We start from the raw sequence: 19,398 nt of genomic DNA, 5'->3' as shown, positions 1-19,398 counted from the left end.
TTCTAATTGCTGAAAAATTTTTATGACTTTAATTGTATTTGTTAACTTCTCTACAGGTATAAAATGGAGCGAATATATATATACTAGTACTATTATTTCCGTTTTCGCTTAAGTTTTACAGTAAGTACGCACTTATAGTTTTCCATTTTACTCACCATATAACATATTTTGAAAATTTATTAAAAGGATGGGTGCTTCATGAATATTGGAAGTTTTCGCTTACCTTTTTTCGAAAAAGAAACTCAAAATGTTATGCACCAAGATTTAGAAGCCTCCGAGACAATTAGTAACTTCTTACTTTCCCACATTCCTATTAAAACCCATATACCAATTATTCTCGTTTGTATCGGAACAGATCGTTCTACAGGTGATGCACTCGGTCCGTTAGTCGGTACAAAACTAGAACAAGTAGGAATTACAAACTTCCAAGTGTTCGGCACACTAGATGAGCCAGTCCATGCACTAAATTTAGAAGAGAGGATTCAGAATATACAGAAAGATAATCCTGCCTCGTTTATAATTGCGGTTGATGCCTGTTTAGGAAAATCTCAAAGTATCGGTTCTATCACTACCGGAATGGGGCCTAGTAAACCTGGAGCTGCAATGAACAAGAAATTACCTGCAGTTGGTGATTTACATATTCATGGCATCGTAAATCTAAACGGTTTTATGGAGTTTTTCGTCCTGCAAAATACAAGATTAAGTTTAGTCATGAAAATGGCTGATGTAATTGCACAAAGTATAAAAGAAACAGATCAAAAATTATCTGTATTAAAAAAGGCAAACCATCTATAAATAATAAGATGGTTTGCTTTTTAGTTTTTCTGCGCTAATAATTCTAAAATACGATTTAAATCCTCTTTATTGAAAAATTCAATTTCGATTTTACCTTTTTCTTTTTTCGTTTCTTTAATTTTCACATCTGTGCCAAACTTTTCTCTTAAGAACGTTTCACGTTCTACGAAAAATATATTCCGCTCTTTTTTCACTTTTTTTGTTTCACGTGAAACGTGTTGATTAATCTCTTGGACGATTTTCTCTAATTGACGAACATTTAATCCTTCTTTTTCAATGCGTTTCAATAAGGAATTCAATTGTTCTTCATCTTTTATCGTAAGTAAAGTTCTCCCATGAGCCATTGAAAGTTGACCATTTGCAATCATATCTTGTACGAAAGAAGGTAGGCTTAATAACCGAGTATAATTTGCAATGTAAGGTCTGCTTTTACCAAGACGTTTCGCTAATTGTTCTTGCGTTACATTTAGCTCATTCATTAACATCTGGTATGCCATTGCCTCTTCCATAGGATTTAAATCTTCTCGTTGTAAGTTTTCTAACAAAGCAAATTCCATCATTTGCTGTTCAGTTAATTGTCTTACAACCGCAGGTACTTTTTCTAAACCGGCTTCTTTTGCAGCACGAAATCGTCTTTCACCTGCAACAATTTCATATCCTTTAATACTCTTCCTAGCAATTAATGGTTGTAAAATACCGTGTTCCTTAATCGAAATTGCTAATTCCTGAATCGCCTCTTTATTAAAGTGTTTACGCGGTTGATATGGATTTGGCCTTAATTCAGTTACAAGAATCTCCTGAATTGTTTCCTCTTCTTTCACATCTAAATCAGGAAAAAACACATTAATTCCTCTTCCTAATCCTTTAGCCACCTGCAATCACTTCCTCTGCTAAATCTATATATACTTCTGCTCCTCTTGATTTAGCGTCATACTGCATAATAGGTTTCCCATGACTTGGAGCCTCGCTCAAGCGTACATTACGCGGAATAATTGAGCGATATACTTTATCCCTAAAATACTTTTTCACTTCATCTATAACTTGGATCCCTAAATTTGTACGGGCATCCAACATCGTTAACAATACGCCTTGAATTGCTAAATTTTTATTTAAATGTTTTTGTACAAGTCGAACTGTATTTAATAGCTGACTTAACCCTTCTAGTGCGTAATATTCACACTGTACAGGAATAATAACAGAATCTGCTGCTGTTAATGCATTAATCGTTAATAATCCTAAAGATGGGGGACAGTCGATAATAATATAATCATATTCATCACGAACTGGCTGTAATGCTCTTTGCAAACGTACTTCCCGGGAAATAGTCGGTACCAATTCAATTTCAGCACCAGCTAATTGAATTGTAGCGGGTAGAACATCTAAGTTTTCAGTTGCGGTTTTCTGTATAACCCCTTGAACATCTGCATCTTCCACAAGAACGTTGTAAATACATCGATCTAATTCAGATTTTTCAATTCCCACACCAGTCGTTGCATTTCCTTGAGCATCAATATCTACAAGAAGGACTTTTTTACCTACTTGCGCCAATCCAGCCCCTAAATTAACAGATGTTGTTGTTTTTCCAACACCGCCTTTTTGATTAGCAATAGCAATGATTTTTCCCATGATGTCACCTACTTTCAACCTTTCTATCTTATTCTAGTAACAATTACGTTTATTGTAACATGAAATAAAACTTTTTCTTTTACGTCCTTTATTAAACTTCAAAATTTATTTCTAAACTCCTTCTTCATTTAACAAGAAAATATAGTAAAAGAGACCTCTCCAATAGGATAAGGTCTCTAGCACGTCATTATTATTTTTTCTTTGGAATTTTAATTGTAATTTGATAGTACTCATCAAATTCTTCTTCCTCAGAATTAACATTCAAACCACTTTCAGTAACCATTTGTAAAGATTGTCTAATTGTATTCATAGCAATCCTCGTATCTCGACTTACTGCTTTTTGCTTTGCCTTACGCTTCGGTTTCGCTTCCTCTAGTAACTTCGCAATTCGTTCTTCTGTTTGCTTTACATTTAGTTGTTTCTCCACAATTTCCTGTAAAACCTTCAGTTGTAATTCCTCATTTTTTAAAGGAATGAGAGCGCGGGCGTGACGTTCTGTAATGCTTTTTTCTAATAATGCACTTTTTATTTCTTCAGGCAACTTTAACAATCGCAACTTATTTGCGATTGTAGATTGTCCTTTTCCAAGTCGTTGTGCCAATGCTTCTTGTGTTAAATTATGTAACTCAATCAGCTTTTGATATGCCACAGCTTCCTCGATTGCTGTTAGTTCCTCACGTTGCAAGTTTTCAATTAAAGCTACAGAAGCTGTCTCTGTATCATTTAAGTTCTTTATAATTGCAGGAACCTTTTCCCAACCTAACTTTGTTGCCGCGCGAAAACGTCTTTCTCCAGCAATAATCTCGTACTTATCATCCTCATATTGCCTTACAACAATCGGCTGAATAAGTCCATGTGTACGAATTGTTAATGCTAGCTCATCAATACGCGCATCATCAAAAACTGTTCTTGGTTGATAACGGTTAGGGGTAATATTTACTATCGGAATTTCTTGTATTTCTTCATATACCTTTTTATCTATCTCTTCATGGCTTTCGTCTTGTAATTCGAATTCGCTCTCTTTATCTCCAAAGCCAAATAAACGAGAAAACGTATTTTTCATACATATTCCACCACCTTTTAGGCCTATTGACTATTCTCCATAAAATGTTTCCTATGAAACATTTACGTTTTCATTTATATAATTTAATCTTACGTCTAATAAGATTTATTTTTCAATAGGTAATTTATTGGGTGTTCCCGGTTTGCGTGGATATTTCTTTGGTGTCTTGCGCTTTTTCTCGATTAATAAAATATTACGTTCACTCTCTTCAAACGGTAATTGGAACGTAGACATCTCTTTTAACTCTCCGCCTAGCACCTCTAAAGCATACTTACCATTTTCAATTTCTTCGTTTGCTGCTGCACCTTTCATTGCAATGAATGTTCCTCCAACTTTTACAAGCGGTAAACATAGCTCACTTAATACAGAAAGACGCGCAACTGCACGTGCCATTACAATATCGTATGATTCACGTACACCTTCTTTTTTCCCAAACGTTTCAGCACGATCGTGACAAAATGCAACATCACTTAATTCTAACTTTTGGGCTAAGTGATTTAAGAAATTAATACGTTTTTGCAACGAATCTACAATTGTTACTTTTAAATGCGGGAAACAAATTTTTAAAGGAATACTTGGGAATCCAGCCCCTGCACCAACATCGCAAATTGAGAATGGTTTTGAAAAATCATAATAAAAAGCAGCTGTAATGGAATCAAAAAAGTGTTTTAAATATACTTCTTCTTTTTCTGTAATAGCCGTTAAGTTCATTTTTTCATTCCACTCTACTAATGTTTCAAAGTAGATTTTGAACTGCTCTAACTGTCTAGAAGAGAGGGTGATTCCCTTCTCTTCTAGCATAGATTGAAATTGTTCTATGTTCATCTAGCAATATCTCCTTACTATTTATTGGTTCGATACGCGTGCAATTTTTCCTTGTTCTATATACACAAGTAAAATGGAAATATCCGCTGGATTTACGCCAGAAATACGTGAAGCCTGCCCCATTGAAAGTGGACGAACATCTTTTAATTTCTGTCTAGCTTCTGAAGCAATGCTAGAAATCGCATCATAATCAATATCTACAGGGATTTTTTTATTCTCCATTTTCTTCATACGCTCTACTTGCTGTAAAGATTTTTCAATATATCCTTCATACTTAATCTGAATTTCAACTTGTTCTTTAACTTCATCACTTAATTCTACTTCACTTGGTACTAAAAGATGAATATGCTCATATGTCATCTCTGGACGACGTAATAAGTCACTTGCACGTATTCCATCTTTCAATTCACTTCCGCCAATATTGCGAATTAATTCTTGAACTTCAGGACGTGGTTTAATAATAATGCTGCTTAAACGTTCCTTTTCCTGTTCAATTTGTAATTTTTTATTTGTAAATCGCTCATAGCGCTCTTCTTTAATTAATCCAATTTTACGACCAACTTCAGTTAAACGAAGATCAGCATTATCGTGGCGTAATAATAGACGGTATTCTGCACGAGACGTTAATAAACGATATGGTTCATTTGTTCCTTTCGTTACAAGATCATCAATTAAGACACCAATATAAGCATCCTCGCGACCTAAAACAACTTCTTCTTTACCTAAAGAACGGCATGCTGCATTAATTCCAGCCATAAGCCCTTGTCCGGCCGCCTCTTCGTAACCAGAAGTTCCATTAATTTGTCCTGCTGTATATAAATTTTTAATCTTTTTCGTTTCAAGTGTTGGCCATAGTTGTGTTGGCACAATTGCATCATATTCAATTGCATAACCTGTACGCATCATTTCAACATTTTCTAGGCCTGGAATTGTTCTAAGCATGTCACGTTGTACATCTTCTGGTAAGCTTGTGGATAAACCTTGTACATATACTTCTTGTGTATTACGCCCTTCTGGCTCTAAGAAAATTTGATGACGTGGTTTATCATTAAATCTTACTACTTTGTCTTCAATAGAAGGACAGTATCTAGGACCTGTTCCTTTAATCATACCAGAATACATAGCTGAACGATGTAAATTTTCATCTATTAAACGGTGTGTTTCTGTACTTGTATATGTCAACCAACATGGAATTTGATCCATAATAAATTTCGTTGTTTCAAAAGAGAACGCACGTGGCTTATCATCACCTGGTTGAATTTCTGTTTTACTGTAGTCAATTGTATTACTGTTTACACGCGGAGGTGTCCCTGTTTTAAATCTAACAAGATCAAAACCAAGCTCCTCTAAATGCTCAGATAATGTAATAGACGGTTGCTGATTATTTGGACCGCTTGAATATTTTAAGTCGCCCATGATAATCTCGCCGCGTAAAAATGTTCCAGTTGTAATTACAACGGTTTTTGCTGTATATTCTGCACCCGCTTGTGTAACTACCCCTTTACATACACCTTCTTCAACGATTAAACGCTCTACCATTCCTTGGAACAACGTTAAGTTTGGTGTTTCTTCAATTGTTTTCTTTAATTCATGTTGGTAAGAGAATTTATCAGCTTGTGCTCGAAGTGCACGTACGGCTGGTCCCTTACCTGTATTTAGCATACGCATTTGAATATGAGTTTTATCAATATTACGTCCCATTTCTCCGCCTAATGCATCAATTTCACGAACAACAATCCCTTTTGCTGGTCCACCAACAGAAGGGTTACATGGCATGAATGCTACCATATCCAAGTTAATTGTTAACATTAATGTTTTTGAGCCCATTCGTGCTGCCGCAAGACCAGCTTCACATCCTGCATGACCTGCACCGATTACTATGACATCGTATGAACCGGCATTGTATCCCATTGTTTATTCCTCCTAATAATCTCTATCTTTCTACAACTTCACTATATTATTTTCCTAAACAAAATTGAGAGAACAACTGGTCAATTAAGCTTTCATGCACTGTGTCCCCAGTAATTTCACCAAGTATTTCCCACGTTCTTGTTAAATCAATTTGTACCATATCAATTGGTACACCATTTTCAATCGCCTCAACTGCATCACCGATTGTTTTTCCTGCTTGTGTTAATAATCCAATATGTCTTGCATTAGAAACATATGTCATATCTGCAGAATCGATTGTTCCTTCAAAGAATAAATCAGCTATTGCCTTTTCGAGTTCATCTATTCCTTGTTCCTCAATTAAGGATGTTGTAATAACACGATTTCCCGCGGCTAACTCTGTAACACGTTCCATATCAATCGCTTGCGGTAAATCCGTCTTATTCACAATAACAATAAAGTCTTTTCCTTGTACCGCACGGAATAGATCTTCATCCTCATTTGTTAAAGCCTCGCTATAGTTGACAACAACTAATACTAAATCCGCTTGGCTCATCATTTCTTTTGAACGTTCCACACCAATTCGTTCAACAACATCTTCCGTCTCCCGAATACCGGCTGTATCTATAAGTTTAAGAGGTACACCACGCACGTTAACGTACTCTTCAATAACATCACGAGTTGTTCCTGCAATATCAGTTACAATTGCCTTTTTCTCCTGAACAAGACTATTTAATAACGATGATTTCCCAACATTAGGTCTACCGATAATTGCTGTAGCAATACCTTCACGTAAAATTTTCCCTTGTTTTGATGTTTCTAATATTTTTTCGATTTCCGAACGAACATGCGTCGCTTTCTCAATTAAAATATTATGTGTCATCTCTTCTACATCATCGTATTCTGGATAATCTATATTTACCTCAACATGAGCTAATGTTTCTAATATTTCTTGACGCAAAAGACCAATTAATTTAGATAATCGCCCTTCCATTTGATTAATTGCTACATTCATTGCACGATCTGTTTTTGCTCGAATCAAATCCATAACCGCTTCTGCTTGTGATAAATCGATACGTCCATTTAAAAAAGCGCGTTTTGTAAATTCGCCCGGTTCTGCCAATCGTACTCCTTGTGCTAGAATAAGTTGCAATACTTTATTTACTGAAACAAGTCCACCGTGACAGTTAATTTCCACTATATTTTCACGTGTAAAAGTCCTTGGTGCGCGCATAATAGACACCATAACTTCTTCAATAACTTGATTTGTATCTAAATCAACAATATGACCATAATGAATAGTGTGAGAAGGAACCTCTGTTAAATCCTTCCCCTTAAAAATACGGTCAACTTTCTCAACCGCATCATCCCCACTTACTCGAACAATGGCAATTGCACCCTCTCCAAGCGCTGTGGAAATCGCAGCAATTGTATCAAATTCCATGTCCTTTCACCTCACTTGCTTATTTATCTCTATTTCAACATGATTATTTCTTTCACTAAATTATTAGGATACCATAACGAACCTATCTACAAAAGAAGAATAACTCATTTTATTATATCCCCATGTAAAAAACACTAAACTTATTCACAGTGGATAAGTTTAGTGTTTTTTTAGTTATCCACATCTATTTTTCGCTCAAAAAAACCGGCACTCATTTGAGCAACCGGTCATTTAGGAGATATTACAACATGCCGATGTGGTTCATTTCCTTCAGAAGTTGTATTGATACCTTGATGATTTGATAATGCCTGATGAATAATTTTTCGTTCAAAAGATGGCATCGGTTCTAAAATAACTCTTTTTTTCGTATTAAATACTTGTTTGGCTAATCGATAAGAAAGTGATTCTAAAGTACTTTTTCTTTTACTACGATAATTTTCAGCATCTAGTGTAATACCGATATACTGCTTCGTGTTACGATTCGCGACAAGTTTTGTTAAATACTGTAAAGAGTTCAATGTATTACCTCTTTTCCCAATTAAAACACCTACATCATCACCAGAAATTGTAAATTCGATTTCGCGTCCTTTTACAATTTTACTAATCTCAACTTCCACACCCATATCGTGAATAACATTTCTTAAATATTCTTCACATTCTTGAATTGGATCTTTCTTCAATGCAACTTCTACTACTGCAGGGCGATTCCCAAATAAACCTAAGAATCCCCTTTTACCCTCATCGACAATATTTATATCTACTCGATCTTTTGATGTATTTAATTGCCTTAAAGCATCCTCTACTGCCAGCTCGACTGTTTGTCCTTTAGCAGTAATTACACTCACTTGCTTGAGCCTCCAGCTTTACCAGCCTTACTAGCCTTAATCTCTGGCCCTTTAATAAAGTACATTTGAGCAATACCAAAGATATTACCAACAACCCAGTAAAGTGATAATGCAGCTGGGAAGTTAATTGCAAAGATTAAAATCATAATCGGCATAAGCCAAAGCATCATTGCCATTTGTGGATTTTGACCAGCTGTTCCTGCCATTGCAAGCTTTTGCTGAATAAATGTCGTAATTGCTGCAACGACCGGTAAGATATAAAACGGGTCTGCATGTCCTAAATCGAACCATAAGAAACTATGTTGTTTAATTTCAGCTGTTCTCATAATTGCATGATAAAAAGCGAACAGAATTGGCATTTGAATAAAGATTGGTAAACAACCAGCTAATGGATTTACACCATTCTTTTGGTATAACTGCATCATTTCTTGCTGCAGTTTTTGCTGTGTCGCTTGATCTTTAGAGCTATATTTCTCTTTTAACTTCACCATTTCCGGTTGTAACGCTTGCATCGCTTTCGTACTCTTCGTTTGTTTAATCATTAATGGTAATAACGCAAAACGAATGATAAGAGTCGTAACAACAATTGCTAAACCATAATTACTGTTAAATAAGTTTGCAAAATACGTGATTAACTGAGAAAGCGGGTATACGAAGTATTCATTCCAAATTCCAGTGCTTTTTGGTGTAATTGGCTGATTTACTTCACTACAGCCAGCAGTAATCGCCATTAATGCAATAAGCATGGCTAGTAAACCTAATTTCTTTTTCAAAGCCTACTCCTCCTTGTATCGGTATGTATATAGTGTAATTCATTTCCTTACGCTACTTCTTTATTCTTTTCATACCAGAGCGTTTAAAGACATGAATTAAGCTTTTCTTTACTTCTTCATATGTCATCTCTGCACAAGGCTTCCTTGCTATTATAACAAAATCTTTTCCAGAATCTATCTCATCTTTTAACTCTGTAATAGCCTGACGAATCATGCGCTTAATTCGATTACGAACTACTGCATTTCCTATTTTCTTGCTAACAGAAAGGCCGATGCGAAAGTTTGGCTGTTCTTCTTTATCTAATTGGTATACAACAAACTGACGATTCGCATTTGATTTTCCTTTTTGAAAAACCGCCTGGAATTCATCATTCTTCTTTATACGATGTTTTTTCTTCATATCAATTGACACTCCTGTATTTCATCAGCGGAAATTCACTATTATTAGAAAAAAAGACCACTGAACGATCAGTGGTCTACGCAGATAATACTTTTCTTCCTTTACGACGACGAGCTGCTAGCACTTTACGTCCGTTCGCTGTGCTCATACGGCTGCGGAAACCATGTACTTTGCTGCGCTTACGTTTATTTGGTTGGTAAGTTCTTTTCATTATATGACACCTCCCTGAGGAATATCTGTTAAAGACAGTCCTATAAATTATAGTTAATCAACTAGGAAAATGTCAATGGTTCTAGAAATTTTCATCAAATATTCATTTTGAACCTATTCACATACTTTTTCACAGCACCTATATTTCCTTGTGGATAAATGTTTTTTCATGTTTTTTATATCCACAAACTTTTTTCACACTTTTACACAGTATATCGTGTTGTGGACAAGTTTATTCCACAAGGTATTGATTTTGTGGATAACTTTCTTAAATTCATTGCTATAGCCACTTTTTTTTGATATTATAGTTGTGTTTTCACTTTGAATAAGTTTTCCACATCTTTATTTTATCCACAATTTGTGTATAACATGTGGACAGTTTTAATCACATGTGGGTAAATGGTTGTCCACATTTGCTTTTTTTGTCGAAAACCCTATCTCATATACAAACGACGTTTTTAGGTTTTAAAATACGTTTCGTATAAATATACATTTTATATTTATTGGGTTGTACATTTGTTGCGCAACCTTATTCTTTTACCAACTTAGTAAAGGAGGGACACCTTTGGAAAATATCTCTGATTTATGGAATAGTGCCTTAAAAGAATTAGAAAAAAAGGTAAGCAAGCCTAGTTATGAGACATGGTTAAAATCCACAACGGCTCATAACTTGAAGAAAGACGTATTAACGATTACAGCTCCAAATGAATTTGCTCGTGACTGGCTAGAATCTCATTACTCTGAACTAATTTCAGAAACACTATACGATTTAACAGGGGCAAAATTAGCAATTCGCTTTATTATTCCCCAAAGTCAAGCTGAAGAGGACATTGATCTTCCTCCAGTTAAGCCGAATCCAGCACAAGATGATTCAGCTCATTTACCACAGAGCATGTTAAATCCAAAATATACATTTGATACATTTGTTATTGGCTCTGGTAACCGTTTTGCCCATGCAGCTTCATTAGCTGTAGCTGAGGCGCCAGCTAAAGCGTATAATCCACTCTTTATTTACGGGGGCGTTGGACTTGGAAAGACGCATTTAATGCACGCGATTGGTCATTATGTAATTGAACATAATCCAAATGCAAAAGTTGTATATTTATCATCAGAAAAATTTACAAATGAATTTATTAACTCTATTCGTGATAATAAAGCTGTTGATTTTCGTAATAAATATCGCAACGTAGATGTTTTATTGATAGATGATATTCAATTTCTTGCTGGAAAAGAACAAACTCAAGAAGAGTTTTTCCATACATTTAATGCATTACACGAAGAAAGTAAACAAATTGTAATTTCTAGTGATCGACCACCAAAAGAAATCCCGACTTTAGAAGATCGTCTTCGTTCCCGCTTTGAATGGGGACTCATTACAGATATTACGCCGCCAGATTTAGAAACACGAATTGCGATTTTACGCAAAAAAGCAAAAGCTGAAGGGCTTGATATACCAAATGAAGTTATGCTTTATATCGCAAATCAAATTGATTCAAATATTCGTGAATTAGAAGGTGCACTTATCCGAGTTGTAGCTTATTCATCTTTAATTAATAAAGATATTAATGCTGATTTAGCAGCTGAAGCACTTAAAGATATTATTCCAAATTCTAAGCCGAAAATTATCTCTATTTATGATATTCAAAAAGCTGTCGGGGACGTTTATCAAGTGAAATTAGAAGATTTTAAAGCGAAAAAACGTACAAAATCAGTTGCGTTTCCTCGCCAAATTGCAATGTATTTATCACGCGAGCTTACAGATTCCTCTTTACCAAAAATAGGTGAAGAATTTGGTGGACGTGATCATACAACAGTTATCCATGCCCATGAAAAAATCTCTAAACTACTAAAAACCGATACGCAATTACAAAAGCAAGTTGAAGAAATTAATGGTATTTTAAAGTAGTAGCTGAATAGTGTGAATAACTTACCTTGTTTTACGCACAGTCTATCCACATGTAGATAGACTGTTTTTACATCCTTTAGAGGGGTTATCCACATATCCACAAGCCCTATTACTATTACTACTATTTTTTATCTTTATTAATTAAATAAAATCTTATACTTACCGGAGGTTTTTCTTTATGCGTTTTACAATACAAAAAGACTATCTTGTAAGAGGTGTACAAGATGTAATGAAGGCAGTTTCTTCTCGTACAACAATCCCAATCCTTACGGGAATTAAAGTTGTAGCTACTGAAGAAGGGGTTACATTAACAGGAAGCGATGCTGATATTTCTATTGAATCGTTTATTCCAGTCGAAGAAGATGGAAAAGAAATCGTAGAAATAGCTCAATCAGGAAGCATTGTTTTACAAGCAAAATATTTTAGTGAGATTGTAAAAAAACTACCTAAAGACACTGTCGAAATTTCTGTGGAAAATCATTTTATGACAAAAATAAAATCTGGAAAATCAGAGTTTAACTTAAATGGTTTAGATTCTGCAGAATATCCGTTATTGCCACAGATTGAAGAACATCATGTATTTAAGATACCAACAGATTTACTTAAGCATATGATCAGACAAACTGTATTTGCAGTTTCTACTTCTGAAACAAGACCAATCTTGACAGGTGTAAACTGGAAGGTATATAACAGCGAGTTAACTTGTATTGCAACAGATAGTCATAGACTGGCACTTCGAAAAGCAAAAATTGAAGGACATAATATTGCAGATGAGTTCCAAGCTAATGTTGTTATTCCAGGTAAGAGCTTAAATGAATTAAGTAAAATTTTAGATGAGTCTGAAGAAATGGTAGATATCGTTATTACGGAGTATCAAGTATTATTCCGTACAAAACATTTATTATTCTTCTCAAGATTGTTAGAAGGAAATTATCCTGATACGACACGTTTAATTCCGGCAGAGAGTAAAACGGATATTTTTGTGAATACAAAAGAATTCCTACAAGCAATTGATCGTGCTTCACTATTAGCAAGAGATGGCCGCAATAACGTTGTTAAATTATCAACTTTAGAGCAAGAAATGCTAGAGATTTCTTCGAATTCACCAGAAATCGGAAAAGTTGTCGAAGAAGTACAATGTGAAAAAGTAGATGGAGAAGAGTTAAAAATATCTTTTAGTGCAAAATATATGATGGATGCATTGAAAGCTTTGGATAGTACAGAGATTAAAGTTAGCTTTACTGGGGCGATGAGACCGTTCTTAATTCGTACAGTAAATGATGATTCAATTATTCAATTAATTTTACCGGTTCGTACTTACTAGGTAAGGAATAAGGGTTGCTAGTTTAAAGATGCTAGTGGCCCTTATTTGATTTTTGGGTATTACTTTCCTAATGCTAGTTTATTTAGTACAATGAAAGAATGAACACTTTCAGAAAGTGAGCGATTTTATGAAACGTATTAAAATTTCAACAGAGTATATTACACTAGGACAATTTTTAAAGTTAGCTGATGTAATTGATACAGGTGGCGCTGTAAAATGGTTTTTACAAGAATATGAAGTGTACGTGAACAACGAACTTGAAAATAGAAGAGGTCGCAAACTATATGCGAATGATGTTATTGAAATTCCAGGAAGCGGAACTTTCCAAGTTCAGGCATAAAGGGGGAGCCCTTTGTTTATTTCAGAAATACAATTAAAAAACTATCGCAATTATGAAAAATTAGAGCTTTCCTTTGAAGATAAGGTAAATGTAATTATCGGCGAAAATGCACAAGGGAAAACAAATTTGATGGAAGCTATTTATGTTTTAGCGATGGCGAAATCTCATAGAACCTCTAATGATCGCGAACTTATCCGCTGGGATGAAGATTTTGGTCAAATAAAAGGGAAATTACAAAAAAGAAACAGTTCTTTGTCTTTGGAATTAAATATTTCGAAAAAAGGTAAAAAGGCAAAATTAAATCAACTTGAACAACAAAAGTTAAGTCAATATATTGGCGTGATGAACGTTGTCATGTTTGCCCCAGAAGATTTAAATCTTGTAAAAGGAAGCCCTCAAGTAAGAAGACGCTTTTTAGATATGGAATTAGGACAAATAGCTCCTGTATATTTGTATGAATTAAGTCAATATCAAAAGGTGCTCACGCAACGAAATCACTTGTTGAAAAAAATGCAAGGGAATAGTAAGAATGAGGAAACGATGTTGGATGTATTTACACTTCAACTAATTGAGCATGGTGCGAAGATACTGCAAAAACGTTTTGAATTTTTGCATTTGCTACAGGAATGGGCAGCTCCAATTCATCGAGGTATAAGCCGTGGATTAGAAGAGTTAGAAATTGTCTATAAACCAAGTGTAGATGTATCAGAATCAATGGATTTGTCGAAAATAAAAGAAGTATACTATGAAAGTTTTCAATCTGTGAAACAACGTGAAATTTTCCGTGGTACGACTTTAATTGGTCCTCATCGTGACGATTTACAATTCTTCGTTAATAGTAAAAATGTTCAAGTCTTTGGTTCGCAAGGACAACAACGAACGACCGCACTATCCCTAAAATTAGCTGAAATTGAATTGATTTATTCAGAGGTTAAAGAATATCCAATCCTTTTGTTGGATGATGTTTTATCAGAATTAGATGATTATCGTCAATCACATCTTTTAAATACAATTCAAGGAAAAGTGCAAACATTTGTTACAACGACGAGTGTCGACGGAATTGAACACGAAACATTAAAAGAAGCGAAAACAATTCATGTAACGAACGGCACTGTAGATTGTGAAATAGATAGGGAATAACCCCTGTTTAAATGGAAAAGTAGGTGATCTTTGTGTCAATGGAACAAAAGCAAATGCAAGAAAATGCATATGATGAAAGTCAGATACAGGTGCTTGAAGGACTAGAGGCAGTTCGGAAACGCCCTGGTATGTATATTGGATCTACAAGTGGAAAAGGGCTTCACCATCTTGTGTGGGAAATCGTAGATAATAGTATTGATGAAGCACTTGCAGGTTATTGTGATGAAATTAATGTTAGTATCGAAGAAGATAATAGTATTCGTGTAACGGATAATGGGCGTGGTATTCCAGTTGGTATACAAGAAAAAATGGGACGTCCAGCTGTAGAAGTTATTATGACTGTTCTCCACGCCGGTGGTAAATTTGGCGGTGGCGGTTATAAAGTTTCCGGTGGTTTACATGGTGTTGGGGCATCGGTTGTAAATGCTCTATCAACAGAACTAGAAGTATTTGTACATCGTGAAGGTAAAATTCATTACCAAAAATACGAAAGAGGTATTCCGGTTGCGGATTTAAAAGTCATTGGTGACACAGATCAAACAGGAACAATAACTCGGTTTAAACCAGATCCGGAAATTTTCCAAGAAACAACAGTATACGATTTTGATACGCTAGCAACTCGTATGCGTGAATTAGCGTTTTTAAATCGTAATATTAAATTAACAATTGAAGATAAACGTGAACATAAGCAAAAGAAAGAATTCCATTACGAAGGTGGAATTAAATCATACGTTGAGCATTTAAATCGCTCAAAACAACCAATTCATGAAGAGCCTGTGTACGTAGAGGGTTCAAAAGATGGTATTCAGGTTGAGGTTTCTCTTCAATATAACGAGGGATACACAAATAATATTTACTCATTTACGAATAACATCCATACGTATGAAGGTGGTACACATGAGGTAGGTTTTAAGACAGCTTTAACTCGTGTAATCAACGACTATGGTCGTAAAAACAGCATTTTAAAAGATGCGGACAGTAATTTAACTGGTGAGGATGTTCGTGAAGGTTTAACAGCAATTGTATCAATTAAGCATCCAAATCCACAATTTGAAGGACAAACGAAGACAAAACTTGGGAATAGTGAAGCAAGAACGATTACAGAGTCTGTATTCTCAGAGGCATTTGAAAAGTTCTTACTAGAGAATCCTAATGTAGCGCGAAAAATTGTAGAAAAAGGTACGATGGCTGCACGTGCACGTGTAGCTGCGAAAAAAGCGCGTGAATTGACACGTCGAAAGAGTGCGTTAGAAGTTTCAAGTTTACCTGGTAAATTAGCTGATTGCTCTTCGAAAGATCCAGCAATTAGTGAAATTTACATCGTAGAGGGTGACTCTGCCGGTGGATCTGCAAAACAAGGACGCGATCGTCATTTCCAAGCAATTTTACCGTTGAAGGGTAAAATTATTAATGTTGAAAAGGCACGCTTAGATAAGATTTTATCAAATGATGAAGTTCGTACAATTATTACGGCGATTGGTACAAATATTGGTGGAGACTTCGATATTGAAAAAGCACGCTATCATAAAGTTATTATTATGACCGATGCCGATGTTGATGGTGCGCATATTCGTACCCTATTATTAACGTTCTTCTATCGTTATATGCGTCAAATAATTGAGTGTGGATATATATATATCGCACAACCACCTTTGTTTAAAATACAACAAGGTAAAAAAATTCAATATGCTTATAATGATAACGAACTTGAAAAAATATTAGCTGAGCTACCGGCCCAGCCAAAACCAGGAATTCAACGTTATAAAGGTCTTGGAGAGATGAATCCAACTCAGCTATGGGAGACGACAATGGATCCAGAAGTACGTTCGTTACTTCAAGTTTCTCTTCAAGATGCAATAGAAGCAGACGAAACGTTTGAAATTTTAATGGGTGATAAAGTGGAACCACGTCGTAACTTTATTCAAGAGAATGCAAAATACGTGAAGAACCTTGATATTTAAATGAGTAATGACAGGAATCTAAGTATTCCTGTCTTCTACATATAAATCAATGTATGTGTAACGGAAATGTAAGAGGAGGTGCTCGTTGATGTCAGACAATCAACAACAAGCACGAATTCGAGAAATTAATATTAGTCATGAAATGCGTACCTCATTTTTAGATTACGCAATGAGTGTTATCGTATCTCGTGCATTACCAGATGTTCGTGATGGGTTAAAACCTGTACATCGCAGGGTTTTATATGCGATGAATGATTTAGGAATTACAGCTGATAAAGCGTATAAGAAATCAGCACGTATTGTCGGTGAAGTAATCGGTAAGTATCACCCTCATGGTGATTCAGCCGTTTATGAAACAATGGTACGTATGGCGCAAGATTTTAGTCAACGTTATATGCTTGTAGATGGGCATGGTAACTTCGGTTCTGTAGATGGAGATTCAGCAGCGGCAATGCGTTATACAGAGGCAAGAATGTCTAAGATTTCTATGGAATTAATACGTGATATTTCAAAAAATACAATTGATTATCAAGATAACTATGATGGTTCCGAAAGAGAACCGATAGTATTACCAGCGCGTTTCCCTAATTTATTAGTAAACGGTACAACAGGTATTGCTGTTGGTATGGCAACAAATATACCGCCGCATCAGCTTGGCGAAGTAATTGATGGTGTGCTGGCATTAAGTCATAATCCTGATATTACTATCGCGGAATTGATGGAATATATTCCCGGTCCAGACTTTCCGACGGCAGGTTTAATTTTAGGAAGAAGTGGAATTCGAAGAGCTTATGAAACAGGTCGCGGTTCCATTATGCTTCGTGCTAAGGTTGAAATTGAAGAGAAGTCAAACGGTAAACAATCTATTATCGTAACTGAACTACCTTATCAAGTTAATAAGGCACGATTAATTGAAAAAATCGCAGAATTAGTTCGCGATAAGAAAATTGAAGGTATTACAGATTTACGTGATGAATCAGATCGTAATGGTATGCGTATTGTCATGGAAGTACGTCGTGATGCTAATGCAAACGTACTATTAAACAATCTATACAAACATACAGCGCTTCAAACGAGTTTCGGTATTAATATGTTGTCTCTTGTAAATGGAGAGCCACAAGTACTAAATTTAAAACAAAATCTATATCATTATTTAGAGCATCAGAAGGTAGTAATTCGTAGACGTACTGCTTATGAATTAGAAAAAGCAGAAGCACGTGCTCATATTTTAGAAGGATTACGAATTGCTTTAGATCATCTTGATGAAGTAATTACGTTAATTCGTAGTTCAAAAACGGCAGATATTGCAAAGCAAGGCTTAATGGAACGTTTCGGTTTAAGTGAAAAACAAGCACAAGCGATTTTAGATATGCGTCTGCAACGCTTAACTGGATTAGAACGTGAAAAAATTGAGCAAGAATATCAAGACTTAATGAAGTTAATTGCTGAATTAAAAGCGATTTTAGCAGATGAAGAGAAAGTTCTTGAGATTATTCGTGAAGAATTAACAGAAGTAAAAGAACGTTTCAATGATAAGAGACGAACAGAAATTACAATTGGCGGTATGGAATTTATTGAAGATGAAGATTTAATTCCTGAACAAAACATTGCGATTACGTTAACTCATAACGGTTATATTAAGAGGTTACCAGCTTCTACGTACAAAACACAGAACCGTGGGGGACGTGGTGTGCAAGGAATGGGTACGAATGATGATGACTTTGTTGAACATTTATTAACAACGTCTACTCATGATCATATTTTATTCTTTACAAACAAGGGTAAAGTATACCGTACGAAAGGATATGAAATTCCAGAGTATAGTCGTACTGCAAAAGGACTACCAATTATTAACCTATTAGGGGTAGATAAGGGCGAGTGGATTAACGCTATTATTCCGATTCGTGAATTTGGTGACGATCAGTTCTTATTCTTTACGACAAAACAAGGGGTTTCTAAGAGAACGCCACTTTCATCATTTGCAAATATACGTACAAATGGTTTAATTGCAATTTCTCTTCGTGAAGAGGATGAGGTAATATCTGTACGTTTAACATCGGGTGATAAGGATATTATTGTCGGGACAAGTAACGGTATGCTAATTCGTTTCAATGAACAAGATGTTCGTTCTATGGGACGTAATGCTGCAGGTGTTAAAGCTATTACGTTGGGCGATGAAGACCAAGTTGTAGGTATGGAAATTGTCGAAGAGGATGTAAATGTTCTAATTGTAACGAAAAATGGTTACGGAAAGCGTACACCGATTGATGAATACCGTCTGCAAAGTCGCGGTGGTAAAGGTCTCAAAACTTGTAACATTACAGATAAGAACGGTAAATTAGTAGCTGTTAAATCTGTGACAGGTGAAGAAGATATTATGTTAATTACAGCGGCAGGCGTTATTATTCGTATGCCAGTTGATCAAATCTCTCAAATGGGACGTAATACACAAGGTGTTCGTCTAATTCGATTAGAGGAAGACCAAGAGGTAGCGACGGTAGCAAAAGCACAAAAAGATGAAGAGGAAGAAACGAGTGAAGAGGTTTCTTCAGAAGAATAAGAGAGGGTATTTTCCCTCTCTTTATTTTTTTATAATAATACTTGCATAGGGAAAAGAAAGCCTATATAATAGGCAGAGTCAGCAAATGAGAGATATAACTTATCGAAAAAAACTTGTTGACGAAAATAATATACTATGATATATTATAAAAGTCGCTGAAACGCGATGTTGAACTTTGAAAACTAAACGAAACAAACAACGTGAAACGTCAATTTTTATTTTAGATGCTAGACAAACTAACTTTATTGGAGAGTTTGATCCTGGCTCAGGATGAACGCTGGCGGCGTGCCTAATAC

The 19,398-nt window shown here is 35.4% G+C and carries 17 protein-coding genes; 7 read left to right on the top strand and 10 right to left on the bottom strand.

The window, feature by feature from the left end; genetic code table 11:
* The first annotated feature begins 198 nt into the window (after positions 1-198).
* Positions 199-795, top strand: coding sequence for a spore protease YyaC (gene yyaC, locus MR143_RS22890; RefSeq protein ID WP_163051009.1), 597 nt, complete (start codon positions 199-201; stop codon positions 793-795).
* A gap of 20 nt (positions 796-815) precedes the next feature.
* Here yyaC and spo0J read toward each other — a convergent pair whose 3' ends face one another.
* The 10 genes from spo0J to rpmH all read right to left on the bottom strand — a co-directional run bounded on the left by spo0J (position 816) and on the right by rpmH (position 9,872).
* Entirely contained in the window at positions 816-1,667 is an 852-nt protein-coding gene (gene spo0J, locus MR143_RS22885) for a stage 0 sporulation protein Spo0J (protein WP_199718252.1), read from the bottom strand.
* Entirely contained in the window at positions 1,660-2,421 is a 762-nt protein-coding gene (gene soj, locus MR143_RS22880; RefSeq protein ID WP_199718254.1) for a sporulation initiation inhibitor protein Soj, read from the bottom strand. Before soj ends, spo0J begins: the two co-directional genes overlap by 8 nt.
* 190 nt (positions 2,422-2,611) lie before the next feature.
* A complete protein-coding gene (gene noc / locus MR143_RS22875) occupies positions 2,612-3,484 on the bottom strand; it encodes a nucleoid occlusion protein (protein WP_000799016.1) in 873 nt (290 codons plus the stop codon).
* 105 nt (positions 3,485-3,589) lie between these two features.
* Positions 3,590-4,309, bottom strand: coding sequence for a 16S rRNA (guanine(527)-N(7))-methyltransferase RsmG (gene rsmG / locus MR143_RS22870; protein ID WP_001019628.1), 720 nt, complete (start codon positions 4,307-4,309; stop codon positions 3,590-3,592).
* Between the two features lie 21 nt (positions 4,310-4,330).
* Positions 4,331-6,220 (bottom strand): tRNA uridine-5-carboxymethylaminomethyl(34) synthesis enzyme MnmG, encoded by a 1,890-nt coding sequence (mnmG, locus tag MR143_RS22865; RefSeq protein ID WP_000541055.1) that lies wholly within the window; start codon positions 6,218-6,220, stop codon positions 4,331-4,333.
* A 46-nt stretch (positions 6,221-6,266) separates the two neighbouring features.
* Entirely contained in the window at positions 6,267-7,643 is a 1,377-nt protein-coding gene (gene mnmE / locus MR143_RS22860; protein WP_000393757.1) for a tRNA uridine-5-carboxymethylaminomethyl(34) synthesis GTPase MnmE, read from the bottom strand.
* A gap of 227 nt (positions 7,644-7,870) precedes the next feature.
* The gene (jag, locus tag MR143_RS22855) at positions 7,871-8,488 is read right to left on the bottom strand and encodes an RNA-binding cell elongation regulator Jag/EloR (RefSeq protein ID WP_000111511.1); all 618 of its coding nucleotides are present in this window, start codon (positions 8,486-8,488) and stop codon (positions 7,871-7,873) included.
* Positions 8,485-9,261 carry a YidC family membrane integrase SpoIIIJ gene (spoIIIJ, locus tag MR143_RS22850; RefSeq protein WP_000727734.1) on the bottom strand — a complete coding sequence of 259 codons (777 nt, stop codon included), beginning with the start codon at positions 9,259-9,261 and terminating at the stop codon, positions 8,485-8,487. The genes jag and spoIIIJ overlap by 4 nt, the downstream gene beginning before the upstream one ends.
* Before the next feature lie 52 nt (positions 9,262-9,313).
* On the bottom strand, positions 9,314-9,661 hold the full coding sequence (gene rnpA / locus MR143_RS22845; RefSeq protein ID WP_000726618.1) for a ribonuclease P protein component: 348 nt from the start codon (positions 9,659-9,661) through the stop codon (positions 9,314-9,316).
* Positions 9,662-9,737: 76 nt separating this feature from the next.
* Positions 9,738-9,872, bottom strand: a complete 135-nt coding sequence (rpmH, locus tag MR143_RS22840) for a 50S ribosomal protein L34 (RefSeq protein ID WP_000831901.1) — start codon at positions 9,870-9,872, stop codon at positions 9,738-9,740.
* A gap of 564 nt (positions 9,873-10,436) precedes the next feature.
* On the opposite strand from rpmH, the gene dnaA reads away from it, so the two are divergent.
* From dnaA to gyrA, 6 genes are all read left to right on the top strand, one after another.
* Positions 10,437-11,777, top strand: a complete 1,341-nt coding sequence (gene dnaA / locus MR143_RS22835) for a chromosomal replication initiator protein DnaA (RefSeq protein WP_000428017.1) — start codon at positions 10,437-10,439, stop codon at positions 11,775-11,777.
* Positions 11,778-11,955: 178 nt separating this feature from the next.
* A complete protein-coding gene (gene dnaN, locus MR143_RS22830; RefSeq protein ID WP_001212884.1) occupies positions 11,956-13,101 on the top strand; it encodes a DNA polymerase III subunit beta in 1,146 nt (381 codons plus the stop codon).
* Positions 13,102-13,228: 127 nt separating this feature from the next.
* On the top strand, positions 13,229-13,441 hold the full coding sequence (yaaA, locus tag MR143_RS22825; RefSeq protein WP_000821364.1) for a S4 domain-containing protein YaaA: 213 nt from the start codon (positions 13,229-13,231) through the stop codon (positions 13,439-13,441).
* Positions 13,442-13,453: 12 nt separating this feature from the next.
* Positions 13,454-14,581, top strand: a complete 1,128-nt coding sequence (gene recF, locus MR143_RS22820; protein ID WP_000470745.1) for a DNA replication/repair protein RecF — start codon at positions 13,454-13,456, stop codon at positions 14,579-14,581.
* Positions 14,582-14,619: 38 nt separating this feature from the next.
* Positions 14,620-16,542, top strand: a complete 1,923-nt coding sequence (gene gyrB / locus MR143_RS22815) for a DNA topoisomerase (ATP-hydrolyzing) subunit B (RefSeq protein ID WP_000435983.1) — start codon at positions 14,620-14,622, stop codon at positions 16,540-16,542.
* Positions 16,543-16,630: 88 nt separating this feature from the next.
* Positions 16,631-19,102: a DNA gyrase subunit A gene (gene gyrA, locus MR143_RS22810; RefSeq protein WP_001282864.1), complete on the top strand. Its 2,472-nt coding sequence runs from the start codon at positions 16,631-16,633 to the stop codon at positions 19,100-19,102.
* Positions 19,103-19,398 lie beyond the last annotated feature (296 nt).

This window comes from Bacillus cereus group sp. BfR-BA-01347 (genome assembly GCF_022663835.1).
In the GTDB taxonomy this organism is placed as follows: Bacteria; Bacillota; Bacilli; order Bacillales; family Bacillaceae_G; genus Bacillus_A; species Bacillus_A thuringiensis_K.
This window is presented reverse-complemented; position numbering and strand designations above follow the sequence as displayed.